Here is an 18,734-nt window from a genome sequence, read left to right on the forward strand (position 1 = left end):
GGCCATTTCATATGCAACTTTCATGTAACTTTGTTAGGATATGAGCTTATTAGAGGTGGCTATCGTATTTTTATTTAAAGTAAGCTTCGACTCTAGCTTTTACTATAGGATCAACATCATCAACCATATAAAAACAATATCTATATTTTTCGATCAAAACACTAATATATTTTTGTTTATCAGGAACTGTGTGCTTTAACATTATCTGTGCAGCTACGATTATTAAGTTATTTGATTGGCGCATCAAGGTGATCAGCATCTCATCTTCATATCCCATAACATCTCTAGTAAATGACTGTTTTCCAGTATGTACTATGGAGTTAAGTTGCTTCAAATGATATTTTTTGAAATCACAAAGGGTCTGAATTATTGACTGAGCAGGTAAGTTTGCAGCACTAAGCTTATCAAGCATTTCAGAAATCATTGGACATGTGTCGGATTCAAATTGCTCTTCAAATGTGTAACTAAATTGCAATTTTGATATTTGATGATTACTTGCAAGAAATAATAACCAATATGCTCTGACTACAGCTTCAAATTGTGATCTAAGTAAAATCATAGCTTGTGTTGGTAGATTTGAAGATAATAAACCACTTACTCCAAGCCCATGCTCAAATGAGATGTAAATACATTGTTCAACTAAGTCCAAACGCGGCCCACAATCGATAATGTCACTATTAATAATTTCTTGTTTTAGCTCTAAGATCATCTGAGTTGATAATCCAAAAAGTTGTTCTATATCCATAATGAATATCGTACTCATAGAGTTGTAATGATATAACCCAAATATAGAATGAGTTTTTCGTATTACTACTATTTATTAATTTAGCGTAATTATTGTTATAGAAAAGCAATTTTTAACTTTATTCAAATGATTCTGAGTAAAGCGATATGCTTTTGTTCGGCTTTTTTAAGCTTCGATACCACAAGATTATAGGAATTGGAGATCAAATCTTTGATAAGCTCTTCATCCAATTCAGATTCATCATAGATTGAAACCCAGTGTCGTTTATTCATGTGCCATCCAGATCGAATATAAGGATAAATATCTTTCAACATATGTCCATGATCTGGTTCGACTTTTAAATTAATCGCAGCTTTGGCTTGTAAATGAAATGCGAGTAAGAAGACTTTATCCATAATTTTATAAACATCACATCCCTTACCAAAGGGTTGACTGACAGTGACTTCAGGAAGTTTTAAAGCTTGTGATGCTGCCAATTGATGTAAATGCATAGTCAAAACGAATGGGTATTGTGGATAATGATTAAATTATCCACAGAATGAGAGAGGTTTGTGAATAACTTATGATGAACAACTGACTTGAATTTCAGGGACGTCGCTAGCTAAAGGGCCTAAGTCTTCTGGTTGTTCAAGATGTTCTTGTTTGGTGTATGGTGTTTGAAGAAGTTTGAACAAGCGATCAACTTCAGAGAAATCATCACGTTCCGCAAGTTCAATTGCTTTCTGTGCCATATGGTTTCGTAGAACGTAGTGTGGATTGGCTGTTAACATCGCTTGATCGAGATCGTCAGTGTCTTGATTTTCCCGTATTGAGAGATATTGGTGAAGAAACCGCTCAAATGCGATACGATCAAGGCAATCATCTTTGATTTGTTCATACGCTTTATTCTGTAAACGAATAAAACTTTGGGTGTAATCAAGTTGTTCTGTTTGTAAAATATGTAGAAAAGCCATACCACAATCAAAGCTATCTTTATGAAAACTTGGTAATCCCATTTTTTGACTTAAACCAAGTTTATAGTGTTCCAGGAACGTTGGTTCATAGTGTTCTAAACAGTAAGACAAGTCTTGTTTCCATTGCTCTCGATCATAATTTTCTGGACAAAGATGAATGAGACTATTTAACCAAGTCCATAAATTCCAGTGCCCGATACTCGGTTGGTTCTGATACGTATAGCGTCCTTGGTAATCAGAATGATTGTTGATCCAATTAGGACGGAAACGCTCCATAAAACCATAAGGTCCGAAATCTAAAGTTGAGCCGGTAATATTCAGGTTGTCAGTATTCATGACCCCGTGCGCAAAACCAATCAGTTGCCACTTGGCGATCATGATCGCAGTACGTTGAATGACTTGAGTTGCAAAAGAAAGAACAGGTTGTTCTGTCTCCAAACATTCAGGGTAGTGCCATTCAATGCACTTTTGCGTAAATTCTTGCAGTAGATCTGGCTGAAATTGATTAATCCATTCAAAGTGACCCAAGCGAATATGTGTCTCGCACGTACGCAACATCATCGCGCCACGTTCAAGTTTTTCTCGTTGTACACCTTGATCTGATGATACAAAACCAATCGCATTACTGGATTGAACACCTAGGGCATTGAGGGCGTGTCCAGCCAAATATTCACGAATAACGGAACGTAACACTGCACGACCATCGCCTCTCCGAGAATAGGGGGTAGAGCCAGCACCTTTAAGATGTAAATCGACCGTGTTGTTATTTTGATCTAGGATTTGAGCAATGAGTAAACCGCGACCGTCACCAAGCTGTCCAGCCCATTGTCCAAATTGGTGACCCGCGTATACCATCGCCAAAGGTTCAAACTCAGCAAAAGTTTTTTGCCCGCTACAGATTTCTACCCAGTTCATTTTATCTTCTTGAGTCCACAGTAACTCATCTGCAAGTGCTTCATTAAAATGACCAGGTTTAGCCCCTTTTAGAGGAAGAGCTTGTTGATGATGATACAGTCGAGCGGGTAGTGTGTTATAGCGAGAATTGAACTGCATATAATTTTTCAAAATGTGATGAACAACTTTGACTATAGCAAAATTCAATACATAAAACTGTGACTGATACAATGGAAATAGTATCGAAAAAAATAAAAAAAGCCCCGATCAACGGAGCTTTGGAGTAACTGAAGAGTCTCTTGAATGAGTTATTCAGATACTGGTGATTTCTTTAAATTACGAACCAATAAGTTCAATGTCTCTCTATGATGAGATAAACGTTGTTCAACCAATTGGAATTCAACTTTCAGTTTGCTATCCATTAAGTGAATTTTTTCAGCAACAGCTGCTTTTTTTGCATTAATTTCTTGCTCTTTAAGCTTCGCCCAATCATTTAGAGTTTGCGTAAATGCTTCATATTCTTGAGCAATTTTTGTTTTAACTGTCACGATATCATCATTCACGTTATGGCCGTAAACAGCGAGATCTTGTTGCGCATATTTAAACTTCATTGCAAGCTCAGCTTTTTTAATATTAAAGCTTGGAATACGTCGTAAGTTTTTTGCTAGCCCTAGTTTTGAACACGTCCAGATCAACCATTTAGTTGGGTCGTATTGCCACCATTTTACGCCATTGCGATAGTCGTATTGGAAGATATGATGGTAGTTATGATAACCCTCACCCCAAGTCGCAATAGCAAGAACAAAGTTGTCACGTGCAGTATTTTCATCTGTGTACGGACGTTTGCCCCACATATGGCATAGTGAGTTGATAAAGAAAGTCACATGATGGCTTAAAATTAAGCGCATTAAACCACCCAACAATAACACTCCCCAGACATCACCAACTGCCCATCCAATAGGAAGAAGAATAGCGGCATGAACGACAATCACGAGAGGGATGTAATATTTATCTTGGAACATGACAATTTTGTCAGCCAATAAATCAGGGGCGTTTTTGTAATTTGCTTCAGCTGCTGGATAGTTGCGTAGCATCCAACCGATGTGCGCGTACCAGAAGCCATTGTTAATTGAGTAGGGATCTTTTTCTACATCATCAACATGACGATGATGGGTACGGTGACCTGAGGCCCAATACAAAATGCTGTTTTGTACAGCAAAGGTTCCCATAATCATTAAAATGATTTTGAGTGGTACAGTCGCTTCATAAGCACGATGTGCCCATAAGCGGTGATAACCTGCGGTAATGCCAAGACTGCTCAGACCCAACAGCGCAAACATGCTGATCCACGCAGCAAGCGAGAAATCATGATGATAAGCATAAAGTGGAATCGCAATAACGGCGACAATAGGTAAAAACACCAATGCAAATACTGCAATCCAGTTGATTGGGGCTTTGGGTAGGGGAGCATTCATCTCCAACAGCACTCCTAGAACCTTTAATAGGTTAAAACTAAATCCACTCACAAATTTGTGAGGTTAGACTCGTTAATACTAACATGGGCGAACATGTGTTCACTAGCATTATTGTACAGTTGTATTGTTTAAACCGTAACAGAATACATAATTGTATAAATTCGACTTTGGACGAGTTTCAAAAAATAAATTAGAAAAAATAATCAAATAAGGTTATGAATTTAAAAAAATTATAGGTGAGACATCATTAACTTGGGATAATCAGTAATTAAGCCTTGAACTCCTAAATCCTTAAGCTGTTTAGCACGATCTATATGATTGACTGTCCAAATACTAATATTTAAATTTGCGGAAAGTGTGGATGCAATGATCTCATTTGTAGCAAGTTCGTTCATCCAACCAATTTGACAACATTCAAATTTCAAAGCTTGATCAATGGCTGCATGCTTTATATCGGTTTCAACCAGTAATCCACGCTTAAACCTTGATTTTTGCTTTTGAAGGGCTTGGTGAATTTTAGGATCGAAACTGGTGATAATGGCTGAATCTTCAAAGCCAATTAATTGTTGATCTAAGGCTTCGACAATTTTTTCTGCGGCCTTCATCGATCCAACAGCTTTGACCTCAACTTCAATATGATTAAAATTATGAATAATTTTGAGGGTTTGATCGAGTAGCGGTGTAGCTTCGACTTTATTCCATTCAGACCACGTTACGGCATGATTATACTGCGCTAAATCTTGCTCATCACATTCGTATAAATGTTTAGCTTGGCCCGTAGTACGAACAAAGTCATCATCATGCATCACGATCAGCGCATTATCTTTGAGTTGACGGACGTCAAATTCTACAGCGCGTATACCAATATCTTGAATATATTGAAATCCACCGAGGGTGTTTTCAGGTGCTTCCCCACGCGCACCACGATGACCAATTATTTTCATAAAACACCCTGAAATTTCAGGGTGATTTTAGTGCTAAATTATGAATGAAACATGACGATTTTAAATCAAAATTTTGATCAAAAAAGCATTTTAAGTGGATGGGGCAATCAACATGAAGACCTTTTTACACTTTTAAGGTCAGGGCTCAATCGTCTCATTGATATTCTTTTGCCAAAGCACTTCTGAGCCACCTTCAGCACGTTGTAAGGTACGAGATGCGACGAATAACCAATCAGATAACCTGTTCAAAAGTTGCAATGATGTGGCTTGGATATTTTGATCACGTTGATGGACAGACATCACGCTGCGTTCAGCTCTACGGCAGAGAGCACGTGCTTGATGTGCAAAGCTACAGACTAAAGTTCCTGCAGGAAGGATAAAATCCTTGAGCATAGGTAATGCTTCATTCATGCGATCAATATCTTTTTCTAAGAACTCAATTGATACTGGTTGAACCAAGTTAAAGCCCGGGATACATACTTCACCGCCTAAATCGAATAACCAATGTTGAATCAGACTGAGTGATTTATCCCATTGAGCTTTGTTTTCAATGCTGCTTAAAGCAACATGCGAACGTAATACACCAATGGTCGCATTGAGTTCATCGACATCACCTAAAGCATGGATACGTAAATCATCTTTAGCAACACGAGAGCCATCACCCAATCCAGTAGTGCCTGAGTCGCCTGTGCGGGTATAGATTTTACTTAAACGGTGTCCCATGTTATTTCCTTAATATTCAGATATCTCAATTTAAAAAGGATAATGCCACAGCTGTGACATTATCCTCAAAAAGTATTTAGCTATAGGTTAATGAAATTAGTATTTGATCGTAACACCAACAGAAGCTTGGCGACCACCATTGATGTAATAAATACCATTCCCACTAGAGTATTCAGTTTCATATTGAACATCACCAATATTTTCAATATTAGTGAATAGTTTAATATTGGGGTTTATATTCCAGTATGCATTTACATCGATTGTTGCATAACCAGGATTATTGTATTGAGTGCTGTAACTTTTAGACTTAGAGCTACCAACTATAGAAGTGCTAATTCCGTAAACCTCATTTTGTAAGCCTGCTGATAGTGTTGCTTTTTGACGAGGGCGCTTTTGCAAATCTTCATCTGTTTCTGCATTTTTTGCTTGTACATAAGCATATGAAGCATTTAAGAATAAATCGTCTGTATTCCATTTATAAGAAACTTCACCACCTGTAAATTTAGACTTATTTACATTTATGAGGGTGCTATTTTTTGAAGTAATCAGATTGTCTACTTCATTGCGATATACAGATAAAGAAATTAAAGAATTTTCTGTAACTTTCTGATCTAAACCAACTTCATATGAAAAGCCTTCTTCAGGTTTTAGGTTTGGGTTGCCACCCCAATTTTTTGCATATAAGTCATTCATACTTGGTGCTCTAAATGAGCTACCAATATTGGTGTAAAGACTTGTAGATGGGCTAAAGTGATATCTTACAGCCCCTTGACCAACGGTATGTGAGCCGAAACGTTCATCATCTTCTAAGCGAATGCCAAATTGCGTATTGATATTATTTGCTTGGTATTGATGTTGAGCAAAATAGCCTGTGCTGTTGTTTTTACGACTGTATTCAACATCGTACATAGGATCCCAATCGCTTTTAGATAAAATATCTGCTTCAATATTTTTATGAGTTACTCCCATTAGAATATTTTGAGAAGGTGTGAATTGCCATTTTCCATAAACTTCAGTTTCTTTAGAGGTATTGTGAACAAAGTCAGGCTTGTCCATTTGGTCTAAATCATCTTTAAACTGTGATAAACGGGCATTTAATTCAAGATCTGATGTGATTTTAACCTTACCCTTTAAGTTCACAATTTCATTTTGAAAATCTTGTGAAACTAAATTGCCGTTTAAGTTGTAAGCACCATTTCCTTCATTTTGGCTGTAATCTAAAGATGCAGAAAAAGCTTCTTTGTCGACACCAAATTTTGCGCTGTATCCTTTTTGATCATATGCATATTTTTGATGACTGTTGCTTAATACTTCAGTGCCATCAGATTCTAAACGTTGACCGCGAATTTGTGTATATAAACCATTTTCAGCAAAGTCGGCACCTACAATTGATTTATAAGTTTTGTTTTCACCAATTTCGCCTGTAACAAATGCACCTGTTTTTACCGGTGTTTTAGATACAAGTTGTATGACACCACCAATAGCATCAGTACCATAAAGTACAGATGCCGGTCCTTTAAGAACTTCAATTTGCTTCAGGTCTGTTGTGTCAATAAATTGAATTGATGCTGAACCCTGAGAGGGTGTATTTAAACGAACACCATCACGCATGACTAAAGTATGGTCAGACTCAGTTCCACGTAAAAAAATAGAAGCTTGCTGTCCATATCCGCCAGTCTGAACCATATTGATTGATGCATCATTAATTAATAAGTGAGGTAAAGATACAATAGGGGATTGATCTAAAACTTTAGGCTCAATAATTGAAATCCGCGCAGGCACATTTTCAATATTTTGTTCACTACGTGAAGCTGTAACCACAATCGTGCTTAAAGAAGATTTTGCAGAAGTTTGAGCTTCAGTCGTTGCTGTTACAGACGTTGAAAAACCCATCGCAATAGCGATTGCACCAACCAAAGCTGTTGGTTGAAATTGAATAGACATAACATGCTCCATACATTCACTTCCCCGTGAATGATTGAGTGGAAGAACACAACAAGCAGGTATCCGGACTCAAATGTAGTAACTGGATTACTTACATTTCCACCTTCCCACATATGACATGCAGTGGTGTAAATCTCTAAAAATCAGAAATCTATTGAGAAATGCTTTTCATTTTTTACCGTTGCGGGGGCAGTGTTGGATTCGCACCAACTTCCCTAAAGCGATTGCTTTGACTTGTTGCAATTTGAGCGCAGTATAAAGAGGGCTTCTCATTTAAACAATCTTCACACCGAATATTCTGAGTGAACTTTACGCAAGATGAAAAAATTGCTTTACAATGAAGCGCCCAAAAATGATAGATCGGCTATGATGAGGGTGGATTAGAGCTAGAATAGATGCGAACTCGTGCAAAAATATGCGGGATTACCCGATTAGAAGATGTCCAAGCTGTTGTGCAAGCTGGTGCGGATGCCATAGGATTTGTGTTTTTTCCACCAAGTCCAAGACACGTAGATGTTGAGCAAGCAGCACTGTTGGTTCAAGCGATTCCTGCTTATGTGCAATCAGTTGGATTATTTGTTAATAGCTCAGCCGAAGAGATCCAAAACATACTTAAAAAAGTCCCTTTAGATATTTTGCAGTTTCATGGCGATGAAAGTCCAGAACAGTGCAAACAAATTGCTCAAGCAGTGGGTCGCCGCTGGTATAAAGCAATTCAAGTAAAACCAGAACTAGATATCGTTGAAGAAATCAATAAATATCAAAATTTTGGTGCGAGTGCTGTGTTGTTGGATGCATGGCATCCAGATTTAAAGGGTGGAACAGGGCATAGCTTTGATTGGACAACATTTCCAAAATTAAATATTCCATTGATCTTGGCAGGAGGACTAAACCCTGACAATATCGAGCAAGCAATTCTTACAACACAAGCATATGCTGTGGATGTGAGCGGCGGTGTAGAGTCCGCAAAAGGTATAAAAGACCAACAACTCGTAGAACGCTTTATGCAAGGAGTCCATCGTGGATCAGCAAACCGTTAATCAACAAGATCAAGTGATTGACTATACCCAATACCCTGATGCAAAAGGGCATTTCGGTATCCATGGCGGACGTTTTGTGTCAGAAACTCTAATGGCTGCACTAGAAGATCTAGAGCAACTGTATTTCCGAATGAAAAATGACGAACAGTTTTTGGCAGAATTCGACCGTGACCTCGCTTTTTATGTAGGTCGTCCAAGTCCGCTTTATTATGCTGAGCGATGGTCAAAGGAGTTGGGTGGTGCACAAATCTATTTAAAACGAGAAGACTTGAACCATACTGGTTCCCATAAAGTAAATAACACGATTGGTCAGGCTTTGCTGGCGAAGTTATCAGGCAAAAAACGTATTATTGCTGAGACTGGTGCAGGTCAACATGGTGTGGCAACAGCGACCATCGCAGCGCGTTTAGGGCTTGAATGTGTTGTATACATGGGTGCAGATGATGTGAAACGCCAAGCGATGAATGTATATCGTATGCGTTTATTGGGCGCGACAGTTGTTCCTGTCGAAAGTGGTTCTAAAACATTAAAAGATGCCATGAACGAAGCCATGCGTGATTGGGTAACAAATGTCGATTCTACTTATTACGTGATTGGTACAGTTGCAGGTCCACATCCATATCCTCAATTGGTACGTGATTTCCAATCGATCATTGGTCGTGAAGCTCGCCGTCAAATTCAAGAGCAAGCAGGTCGTCTACCAGATGCACTGGTTGCTTGTGTCGGCGGTGGTTCAAATGCGATGGGCTTGTTCTATCCATTCTTGAATGATCAAGATGTGAAAATGTACGGTGTTGAAGCTGCTGGTTACGGTATTGAAACTGGAAAACACTCTGCTCCATTAAATGCTGGTCATGTTGGTGTACTGCATGGTAACCGTACTTATCTGATGTCGGATGCACAAGGTCAGATTATTGAAACACACTCAATTTCAGCAGGTTTGGATTATCCTGGTGTAGGCCCAGAGCATAGCTTCTTAAAAGATATGAAGCGTGTTGAATATGTTCCAATTAATGACAATGAAGCATTACAAGGCTTCCGTGACTTAACTAAGATTGAAGGTATTATTCCTGCACTTGAAAGTTCGCATGCGATGGCATATGTGACTAAGTTGGCTCCAACGATGTCTAAAGATCAAATTATTATTGCGACGGTTTCAGGTCGTGGTGATAAAGACTTAATGACAGTTGCACGCATTGATGGCGTGGAAATGGTAGAAATGTAATTCACCCTTTAAGTCTCTCCCTTTGGAATGAGAAGCACTGCTTCGTAAGGGGAGAGGTGCTATTTAGAAAATCGCATTTAAGCTATTGGATGCGATTTTTTTTATGCGCTCTAGAAAAGCTAAAACATTTTCCTAAAATTTGATTTTTGGATCGGCGACATGGATGTCGTCTGTATTTCTGTGATACAGGAAAGTATCATCAGAAATACAAAATGATTTTGTTACTTTTACCGAAAAAAAGTAAGGCAGTTTGGAGTGTGAATCTATTTGAGATTCAGATTTGAAGAGCTATTTCATGGACTTACTTTTACGTTACTTTGGAAAAGCCCAAAGTAACCGAAGGCTTTCTGTTGAGCAGATATTACATTCTTGTAATGCTGCTCAACGGGGGACATCCATGTCGCCACCACGTATCCAATATCGTTGCATTGGTCGGGTTAATCTTTAAACCCTGTATAAAAAATCAGTAACACAGCCAATCCATTCTTTTCAGTAGTGGCAAATCCAAATTCAGGTATGATTAATGGTCTTGTCAAAGCCAAAGGAAATCAACCATGCCAAGCCTATTTCTTGTAATGCTCGGTGGTCGCCACGCCCGTGCCAATACAGAAGTACATGATGTAGTTCTTGCTGTTGGAGATTCTTTAGAAGAAACCTATCCTCAATTAAAAACTGCATGGTTTGGTGAACAGAAAGGACTACATATTGATGCATGGGCACAAATTAATGGTGTGGAATTTGAAGGTAAAAAGTATCAGTTGCAGTTTACGGATGCGATGCCTAATCAAAATGATGAAAAGCTCTGGCTGATTAATCTCGGTGGCTACGATGCACGTGAATTTGGTGAATTGCATCGTTATGTCCTAGTGGTTGCGCAAAATCATATGGTGGCAAAACAACGTGGTAAGGCTTACTTTGCATCACATTGGCATAAACAACATACGGATCGCGTGCTAGATGTGGATGACTGTATTGCCATTGATCAAGTTCATGGTCGATATATTCAATTGATTGAGGGGCAATTTAAAGAAGGGTATTGGGAAAATACATACATCACGATCGGATAATTTTAATAAAGAACAAATTTACTATCTATATGAATTTATGTGCTAAGAATAGCTAAATAAAATCTTTATGTGGAATAAGTGCTGGAATCCAGAGCTTGTCTATATATCAGTGATTCGAGTGATTACATATCAATAAAACCGCTATTAAATATGTAAAAAACGCATTTTATTGATAGATGAATAAAAGCTATGCTGTGCTTCGTTAAAATTAAACTACTAGCTGTACGCCATGTATTTATATACTGATTTCGATCAGCAACTGATCAATGAACGTGTTGCACAATTCCGTGATCAAACGGAACGTTATTTAGCTGGAAAGCTTACTGAAGATGAATATCGTCCATTACGTTTACAAAATGGATTATATGTTCAGCGTTATGCGCCGATGCTTCGCGTCGCTGTACCTTATGGTTTGATGAACTCTAAACAGCTTCGTAAAATTGCTGAACTCGCTAAAGCGTATGACCGTGGTTATGCACACGTTTCTACTCGTCAAAACTTTCAATTTAACTGGCCAGCATTAGAAAATGTGCCAGACATGTTGCAAGAGTTGGCATCAGTTCAAATGCATGCGATTCAAACATCTGGTAACTGTATTCGTAATACAACAACAGACCAATATGCAGGTGTCGTTGCTGGTGAGATTGAAGATCCAAGACCGACATGCGAATTGATTCGTCAGTGGTCAACTTTCCATCCAGAATTTGCATTCTTGCCACGTAAGTTCAAGATCGCAGTTTCTGCTCTTGCTGAAATCGACCGTGCTGCAACAGCATTTCATGATATCGGAGTGTATATCGTTCGCAATGAAGCGGGTGAAATGGGCTATAAAATCATGGTGGGTGGTGGTTTAGGTCGTACACCAATCATTGGTGCTGTGATCAAAGAGTGGTTGCCACGTGAAGACCTTATTGCTTACTTAGAAGCAGTACTTCGTGTGTATAACTTACACGGTCGTCGTGATAACAAATATAAAGCTCGTATCAAAATTTTGGTAAAAGCTTTAACACCTGAAGTTTTTGCTGAAAAAGTTGAAGCTGAATTTGCGCATACGATTAAAACTTTAAAAGTTGATGCAGATACTCTGGCGAAAATGGACCAGAACTTCACACCATTTGCGTACCAAGATTATGCAGATGAAGATTTCTCAGAACTGTTTGCTGCACATCCGAAATTCAAACAATGGTTTAACATCAATACCAATGCACACAAAGTGAAAGGTTACCGCATCGTAACAATTTCATTGAAACGTGCAGGCGTTGCACCAGGTGACGTGACCACTGAAGAAATGAACTTGATTGCTGATCTTGCGGATAAGTACACTTTTGGTGAATTGCGTACCACGCATGAGCAAAACATTGCCCTTGTCGATGTACCGCAAAAAGATTTATTTGAGCTTTGGACGATTCTTGAAAAGAATAACTTGGCTCGCGCGCACATTGGTTTCTTAACTGACATTATCTGCTGTCCAGGTGGTGATTTCTGTTCGTTGGCAAATGCGAAATCTATTCCGATTTCTGAAGCGATTTCACGCCGTTTTGATGATTTAGATACGATTTACAACTTAGGTAAATTAGACTTGAACATCTCAGGTTGTATGAATGCCTGCGGTCATCACCATGTGGGTAATATTGGTATTTTAGGTGTCGATAAGAAAGGCGCAGAATTTTACCAAATTACATTGGGTGGTAATGCAGACCACGATGCCTCAATCGGTGACATCTTAGGACCATCATTTGCTGCTGAAAAAGTACCAGATGTGGTGGAAGAAATTTTGAACACTTATCTTGATTTACGTCAAGAAGGTGAAGAGTTCATTGATACTTATCGCCGTGTCGGCATTCAACCATTTAAGGAGCGTGCATATGCTTAATACCGCACTACAAGTGCTCTCTAAAGATGGCACGATTGCAGACAACACCTATCAATTGATCGGTGAAGATGGCGTTTTACCACAAGGTGATGTAGTTCTAAGCGTTGAACAGTTGGATCAAATTGAAAATGTTTCAGGCAAAAAAGCGCTCTACTTAACGGTTGATGCCTCTCCTGAAACCAATGAGTTTCCGCTTGATCAGTTAGATGCAATTTTTATTGAGTTTGCAGGTTTTAACGATGGTCGTGGGTATTCATTTGCCGCATTGTTACGTCGCCAAGGCTTCCAAGGCGAACTTCGTGCAACAGGTGATATATTCAAAGACGTGTTGAACTACATGAAGCGTGCTGGTTTCGATACTTTCGTGATTAAAGAAGGTAAAGACATTGCAGAAGCAGCGGCAGGTTTAAACGACTTTACTCAACCTTACCAAGCGTCGACTGCTGTACCAAAACCAAATTATCAAACGGGTGCTTAATTTTATTAAGTGATAAAAAAGCTGAACTTAGGTTCAGCTTTTTTTATTTGATGGAGACAAGATTTAGGTATTCATAGTTCAGCCTAAGCGCTATTCAAAATGACACATAGAAGGTCAAAGTTTAATCATAAGTCTATTTAGAGTAGAATTTTTTAATTCATTCAGAAATATATAGCGACAAAGCCTTTAGTGCAGCGGTTTTTTATATGATTCAATTGATCGATTAACACTGATTTAAATGATAAATTTGCTCCAAAAAAGTGCAGTTTATTGTAGTATGTTAGTATTCATTTGATCATTTTTGGTGCGGGTTTTTCTCCATTCAATCAGACTGTTTTGCTGTATATGTTTAGTACTCAGTCTAGTGATCTTGCCATCATTTAAATAGTGAAGCAGTTGTTATGCAAAATTTGATTCGTATTGGTATTGTCGGTTATGGCAACCTCGGTCGTGGCGTTGAAACGTCAATTCAAAAGAACCCAGATTTAGAGCTTGTGGGAATTTTTACACGCCGTGCACCTGAATCAGTGTCTCCTTGCTTTAGTGACACGAAAGTTTTTCATATGGATGACTTAAATGACCTTCAAGACAAAATTGATGTGTTGATCTTATGTGGTGGATCTAAAGATGATCTTCCAAAACAAACACCAGAATTGGCAAGTAAATTCAACACAGTAGATAGTTTTGATACGCATGCACGTATTCCTGAGTTTTTTGAAGCAGTGAATGAGCCTGCACTTGCTAACAAAAAAACGGCAATGATTTCGATTGGATGGGATCCAGGCATGTTCTCAATTAATCGTTTATTTGGTGAGGCATTATTACCAGATGGTGAAACCTATACTTTCTGGGGTAAAGGTTTGAGCCAAGGTCACTCAGATGCGATTCGCCGTGTGGCGGGTGTTAAAGCAGGTGTCCAATATACAATTCCATCACAAGATGCGATTGACGAGGTTCGTAGTGGTTCACGTCCTGTATTGGCGACTAAAGATAAACATACACGTGAGTGTTATGTCGTGCTTGAGGATGGTGCTGACGCTGAAGCCGTAAAGCAAGCGATTGTGACCATGCCAGACTATTTTGCAGATTACAATACGACTGTGAACTTCATTGATGAAGAAACACTTCGTAACGAGCATAATCGTATGCCGCACGGTGGATTTGTCATTCGCAGTGGTAATGGTAGTGCAGAGCAGACTCAAGTAATGGAGTTTTCGTTGAAATTAGATAGCAATCCTGAGTTTACTGCAAGTGTACTTGTGGCTTATGCACGTGCATGCTACCGCATGAATCAAATGGGTCAATATGGCGCGAAAACTGCATTTGACGTTGCACCAGGCTTATTGTCAATGAAATCTCCAGAGCAACTACGTAAAGAAATTCTTTAAGTCTAATAATTCAAAGTTATGCTTTGAATAGAGAAAAAAGCCTCTAGCTAAGTAGAGGCTTTTTTATTTACCCTCCTTGAGTCAAGGAGGGGGTAGGGGGGATTGATGATTTAAATCTCCCTCAAGCCCCTCTTTGAAAAATAGGGGCTTTAGACGCTTTAGATTAACTCAATCGCCACTGCAGTTGCTTCGCCACCACCGATACAAAGCGCAGCAATACCACGTTTACCACCTGTGCGTTTAAGTGCATGGATTAGCGTTAAAATAATCCGTGAACCTGTAGATCCTACTGGATGTCCTAAAGCACATGCTCCGCCGTTGATATTTACTTTTTCAGGGTCAAGTTTGAATTCATCAATAGGACACATGGTCACCATCGCAAAGGCTTCGTTGATTTCCCAAAGGTCAACCTCTGTAACATTCCAACCTGTTTTATCGAGAACCTTTTGGATTGCACCGACTGGTGCAATCGTAAATTCAGACGGATGTTGTGAATTAGAAGCATATGCCACAATTTTGGCTAAAGGATTTAAACCCTTTGCATGTGCTTGCTCAGATGAGCTGATAACCAAGGCTGAAGCACCATCAGAGATCGAGCTGGCATTGGCAGCAGTGATCGTACCATCTTTAGCAAAAGCTGGGCGAAGTGTTGGGATTTTATCGATGTTTGCGTTAAAAGGTTGCTCATCTTTATCTACAACGACATCTCCTTTACGAGTTGACACAGTAACAGGGACGATTTCATCCTTGAAGTAGCCTTCATTAATCGCAGTTTGAGCACGCTTTAATGAACGTATTGCAAAGTCATCCATTTGCTCACGGGTATAGCCTTTAGTGTTGGCCATATCTTGAGCAAATGAGCCCATCAAACGACCCGTTTCAGCATCTTCTAAACCATCGAAGAACATATGATCTTTGATTTCACCATGACCCATGCGGTAACCACCACGTGCTTTAGGTAAGATGTAAGGAGCGTTGGTCATAGACTCCATACCGCCTGCAACCACAAAATTTGCTGAACCAGCTTTAATCATATCAGCTGCTTGCATCACAGCTTTCATGCCTGACCCACATAATTTATTGATTGTCACTGCACCTGTCGAGTCAGGTAGTCCAGCTTTGCGCATGGCTTGGCGAGCAGGGCCTTGTTTTAAACCTGCAGGCAAAACGCAACCCATAATGACTTCTTCAATGTCTGCTGGTTGCAAGCCTGAGCGTGAGATAGCCTCTGTAATGGTCACTGCACCCAGTTCTGGTGCAGTCACACTTGATAAACTTCCCTGAAAGCCGCCCATTGCTGTACGTGCACCATTAAGGATGACGATATCAGTCATTATTCTCTCCAATTTATTTAGCTTTGTTTTACAGCTTGAGTATATGTAATATCAGGCCAATTAATATTGGCTATAGTGTGTAAAATGTGACTAATAAGTTGTCATTCACATGTCTTAGTTTCTTCAAGACGAGTCTGTCCCATCATTGAAAGTCTAACGATTAGATTTGATTTATTTGAATATGCACAGTATTTGAAATGTCCCATTGATCCACGTGGTAAACCAGAGTCTGGTTGGAAGGTGATCGTATTCTTGCTGGTAACACCACCTTTCCAACTGAAATCACCATATTGGTAATCTGTCGAAGTTGCTTGAATAAGCTTTTCGTGAGGATCGAATTGTTGATTGTGATTCTGATCTAGAAAGATGATAAACCCTTTATGCCACTGACTGTTCGTACATGATTTGAAATCTTGAGAAGCACAGATAATCACAGGGCTTCGGTAACTTACGGCATTGGCTTTAGCTTGGCTGATGGCCTGCCGCACCGTGCTAAGAATTTGAGCTCTTTCTTGATTTTCACGAAATTCATGATAATGAGGGAGTGCTATCATTACAAGAATACTAAGAATAACGATCGTGAAAATGAGTTCTAAAAGGGTAAAAGCAAGAGATTTACAATAGGAATACATTTTAAAGCTTCTAGTATTTGTTAATTATTTGAATTTATAGATAATATTGGTGAAGTTATATTATAAGCTGAAGTGCTAAAAAATGATTACTATCACCTTTGAATGCTGTTAATATACCAAAAATGAAAAGATAAGTTATTCATGCGGAAAAATTGAGTAAAAAATTACCGAATTACAACGGAAATTGTAAGTAATTTTGTCAATAATTTACTTGATTAAAGTAATCAAACACTTGGAATTCACTTTAAGTGTTTGTATGATTCAACATGAGTAGCTTAAAAAAAATACTGGGGTATAAAAAAGCCTATCTCAGGAAGCCATAATTATTTTAGGCTGAGCTTGAAAAACAATTGTTATCTCTGGAGGATATCCATGAAATTGAGTCGTATCGCACTTGCTATGCTTGTTGCTGCTCCATTCGCTGCTGCTAATGCTGGTGTAACTGTTACTCCACTATTAGTGGGTTACACATTCCAAGACACTCAACACAACAACGGTGCTGCTGATCACTTATCTGACAGCATTATCGAATTACAAGACGATTTATTCGTTGGTGCTTCGTTAGGTATTGAACTTACTCCATGGTTGGGTTTTGAAGCTGAATATAACCAAGTAAAAGGTGATATCGAAGGCACAATTACTGGTAATGATGTTGGCGAGTATAAGCAAACTCAAATCAATGGTAACTTCTATGTTACTTCTGATTTAATCACTAAGAACTATGACAGCAAAATTAAGCCATACGTTCTTTTAGGTGCTGGTCACTACAAATATGAATACGATGGTGTAAATCTTAAAGATGACGAAGGTACTTTAGGTAATGCAGGTGTAGGTGCTTTCTGGCGCTTAAACGATGCTCTATCTGTTCGTACAGAAGCTCGTGCAACTTATAACATCGACGAAGATTTCTGGAACTATACAGCACTTGCTGGTCTTAACGTAGTTTTAGGTGGTCACTTGAAGCCAGCTGCTGAAGTCGTAGAAGTTGCTCCAGTTCAACCAGCTCCAGCTCCAGTTCAACCAGCTCCACAAGAGTTGACTGAAGACCTTAACATGGAACTTCGCGTATTCTTCGATACGAACAAGTCTAACATCAAAGATCAGTACAAGCCTGAAATTGCTAAAGTAGCTGAAAAATTAAACGAATATCCAAATGCAACTGCTCGTATTGAAGGTCACACTGATAATACTGGTCCGCGTGCGTTGAACGAACGTTTATCTTTAGCTCGTGCTAACTCTGTGAAATCTGCTCTTGTAAGCGAATACAACATTGACGCTTCTCGTTTAGCGACTCAAGGTTTCGCTTGGGATCAACCAATTGCTGACAACGCAACTAAAGAAGGTCGTGCGATGAACCGTCGTGTATTCGCTACGATTTCTGGTAGCCGTACAGTAGTTGCTCAACCTGAAGCAGCAGCTCAATAATCTTTACTAGATTGTAAAAAACAGCTCTTAGGAGCTGTTTTTTTTACCCATTTTTTATAAATGTGATATATTTCACAAAATATAATCAACAACACAATGAGAATAAAGATGAAATATAGTTTAATAGCAAGCTTATGCATTGCTTTAACTTTGACAGCTTGTACAACGACAAAGATACAATCAACTACTGCTGTACAAGACTTGGATCAAAAGATACTAAATGAATTAAAACAAGGTCTACCGCTGTATTTTAATCACAATTCCCGTCAAATCGATGTCCGATATGAACCTTATTTAACAGCAGCTTCGAAAATTTTGGCGCAGAATAAAAGCTTTGTGCTTCAAGTAGATGGACATACAGATAATCGAGGGTCTGTAGCCGCGAATCAAAAAGTATCACTTGAGCGAGCAAATGCTGTCCGTAATGAATTGGTGATGCAATATAATGTTGATCCTAAACAAATTTCGACTCAAGGCTATGGTCCAAACCAGCCAATTGCGGATAACACAACAGAAGAGGGGCGAGCATTGAATCGTCGAGTGAATTTAACCTTAAAAATACAATAAGATCAGAATCTAATAATAAAAAAACAG

17 protein-coding genes and 1 riboswitch are annotated in these 18,734 nt (G+C 38.9%); of the genes, 8 read left to right on the forward strand and 9 right to left on the reverse strand.

From position 1 onward, the window contains the following. Positions 1-70: 70 nt before the first annotated feature. The 7 genes from FTV17_RS15515 to FTV17_RS08775 form a co-directional block, all read right to left on the reverse strand. Positions 71-745 carry a hypothetical protein gene (locus FTV17_RS15515; protein ID WP_257219915.1) on the reverse strand — a complete coding sequence of 225 codons (675 nt, stop codon included), beginning with the start codon at positions 743-745 and terminating at the stop codon, positions 71-73. Positions 746-867: 122 nt separating this feature from the next. Further along, entirely contained in the window at positions 868-1,236 is a 369-nt protein-coding gene (locus FTV17_RS08750) for an MmcQ/YjbR family DNA-binding protein (RefSeq protein WP_179998958.1), read from the reverse strand. 69 nt (positions 1,237-1,305) lie between these two features. Continuing rightward, positions 1,306-2,751 (reverse strand): YdiU family protein, encoded by a 1,446-nt coding sequence (locus FTV17_RS08755; protein ID WP_179998959.1) that lies wholly within the window; start codon positions 2,749-2,751, stop codon positions 1,306-1,308. Between the two features lie 149 nt (positions 2,752-2,900). Then, positions 2,901-4,067 (reverse strand): acyl-CoA desaturase, encoded by a 1,167-nt coding sequence (locus FTV17_RS08760; RefSeq protein ID WP_035265557.1) that lies wholly within the window; start codon positions 4,065-4,067, stop codon positions 2,901-2,903. Positions 4,068-4,297: 230 nt separating this feature from the next. After that, positions 4,298-5,011: a glycerophosphodiester phosphodiesterase gene (locus FTV17_RS08765; RefSeq protein WP_179998960.1), complete on the reverse strand. Its 714-nt coding sequence runs from the start codon at positions 5,009-5,011 to the stop codon at positions 4,298-4,300. A 138-nt stretch (positions 5,012-5,149) separates the two neighbouring features. Continuing rightward, positions 5,150-5,734, reverse strand: a complete 585-nt coding sequence (locus tag FTV17_RS08770) for a cob(I)yrinic acid a,c-diamide adenosyltransferase (RefSeq protein WP_179998961.1) — start codon at positions 5,732-5,734, stop codon at positions 5,150-5,152. A gap of 96 nt (positions 5,735-5,830) precedes the next feature. Further along, positions 5,831-7,678, reverse strand: a complete 1,848-nt coding sequence (locus FTV17_RS08775; RefSeq protein ID WP_179998962.1) for a TonB-dependent siderophore receptor — start codon at positions 7,676-7,678, stop codon at positions 5,831-5,833. A 36-nt stretch (positions 7,679-7,714) separates the two neighbouring features. Then, positions 7,715-7,931, reverse strand: a riboswitch (cobalamin riboswitch). A 142-nt stretch (positions 7,932-8,073) separates the two neighbouring features. Between FTV17_RS08775 and FTV17_RS08780 the strand changes: the two genes are divergently transcribed. The 6 genes from FTV17_RS08780 to FTV17_RS08805 all read left to right on the forward strand — a co-directional run bounded on the left by FTV17_RS08780 (position 8,074) and on the right by FTV17_RS08805 (position 14,749). After that, positions 8,074-8,718, forward strand: a complete 645-nt coding sequence (locus FTV17_RS08780; protein ID WP_179998963.1) for a phosphoribosylanthranilate isomerase — start codon at positions 8,074-8,076, stop codon at positions 8,716-8,718. Beyond that, positions 8,699-9,943 (forward strand): tryptophan synthase subunit beta, encoded by a 1,245-nt coding sequence (trpB, locus tag FTV17_RS08785; protein WP_035265544.1) that lies wholly within the window; start codon positions 8,699-8,701, stop codon positions 9,941-9,943. The genes FTV17_RS08780 and trpB overlap by 20 nt, the downstream gene beginning before the upstream one ends. A 554-nt stretch (positions 9,944-10,497) precedes the next feature. Next, positions 10,498-11,010, forward strand: a complete 513-nt coding sequence (locus FTV17_RS08790) for a DUF1543 domain-containing protein (RefSeq protein WP_179998964.1) — start codon at positions 10,498-10,500, stop codon at positions 11,008-11,010. Between the two features lie 229 nt (positions 11,011-11,239). After that, positions 11,240-12,883: a nitrite/sulfite reductase gene (locus FTV17_RS08795; protein WP_179998965.1), complete on the forward strand. Its 1,644-nt coding sequence runs from the start codon at positions 11,240-11,242 to the stop codon at positions 12,881-12,883. Beyond that, positions 12,876-13,361, forward strand: coding sequence for a DUF934 domain-containing protein (locus FTV17_RS08800; RefSeq protein ID WP_179998966.1), 486 nt, complete (start codon positions 12,876-12,878; stop codon positions 13,359-13,361). Before FTV17_RS08795 ends, FTV17_RS08800 begins: the two co-directional genes overlap by 8 nt. 401 nt (positions 13,362-13,762) lie before the next feature. After that, the gene (locus FTV17_RS08805) at positions 13,763-14,749 is read left to right on the forward strand and encodes a diaminopimelate dehydrogenase (RefSeq protein ID WP_179998967.1); all 987 of its coding nucleotides are present in this window, start codon (positions 13,763-13,765) and stop codon (positions 14,747-14,749) included. A 158-nt stretch (positions 14,750-14,907) separates the two neighbouring features. Here FTV17_RS08805 and FTV17_RS08810 read toward each other — a convergent pair whose 3' ends face one another. Continuing rightward, the gene (locus FTV17_RS08810; protein WP_179998968.1) at positions 14,908-16,083 is read right to left on the reverse strand and encodes an acetyl-CoA C-acyltransferase; all 1,176 of its coding nucleotides are present in this window, start codon (positions 16,081-16,083) and stop codon (positions 14,908-14,910) included. 101 nt (positions 16,084-16,184) lie between these two features. Further along, positions 16,185-16,637 (reverse strand): GspH/FimT family protein, encoded by a 453-nt coding sequence (locus FTV17_RS08815; RefSeq protein ID WP_179998969.1) that lies wholly within the window; start codon positions 16,635-16,637, stop codon positions 16,185-16,187. A 450-nt stretch (positions 16,638-17,087) separates the two neighbouring features. Here FTV17_RS08815 and omp38 point away from each other — a divergent pair, with 450 nt between their 5' ends. Together omp38 and FTV17_RS08825 are read left to right on the forward strand one after the other, a co-directional pair. After that, on the forward strand, positions 17,088-18,140 hold the full coding sequence (gene omp38, locus FTV17_RS08820; protein WP_179998970.1) for an outer membrane protein Omp38: 1,053 nt from the start codon (positions 17,088-17,090) through the stop codon (positions 18,138-18,140). 108 nt (positions 18,141-18,248) lie between these two features. Then, a complete protein-coding gene (locus FTV17_RS08825) occupies positions 18,249-18,707 on the forward strand; it encodes an OmpA family protein (RefSeq protein WP_179998971.1) in 459 nt (152 codons plus the stop codon). Positions 18,708-18,734: the final 27 nt, after the last annotated feature.

The sequence above is a fragment of the Acinetobacter sp. YH12239 genome, assembly GCF_013417635.1.
Classification (GTDB): Bacteria; Pseudomonadota; Gammaproteobacteria; order Pseudomonadales; family Moraxellaceae; genus Acinetobacter.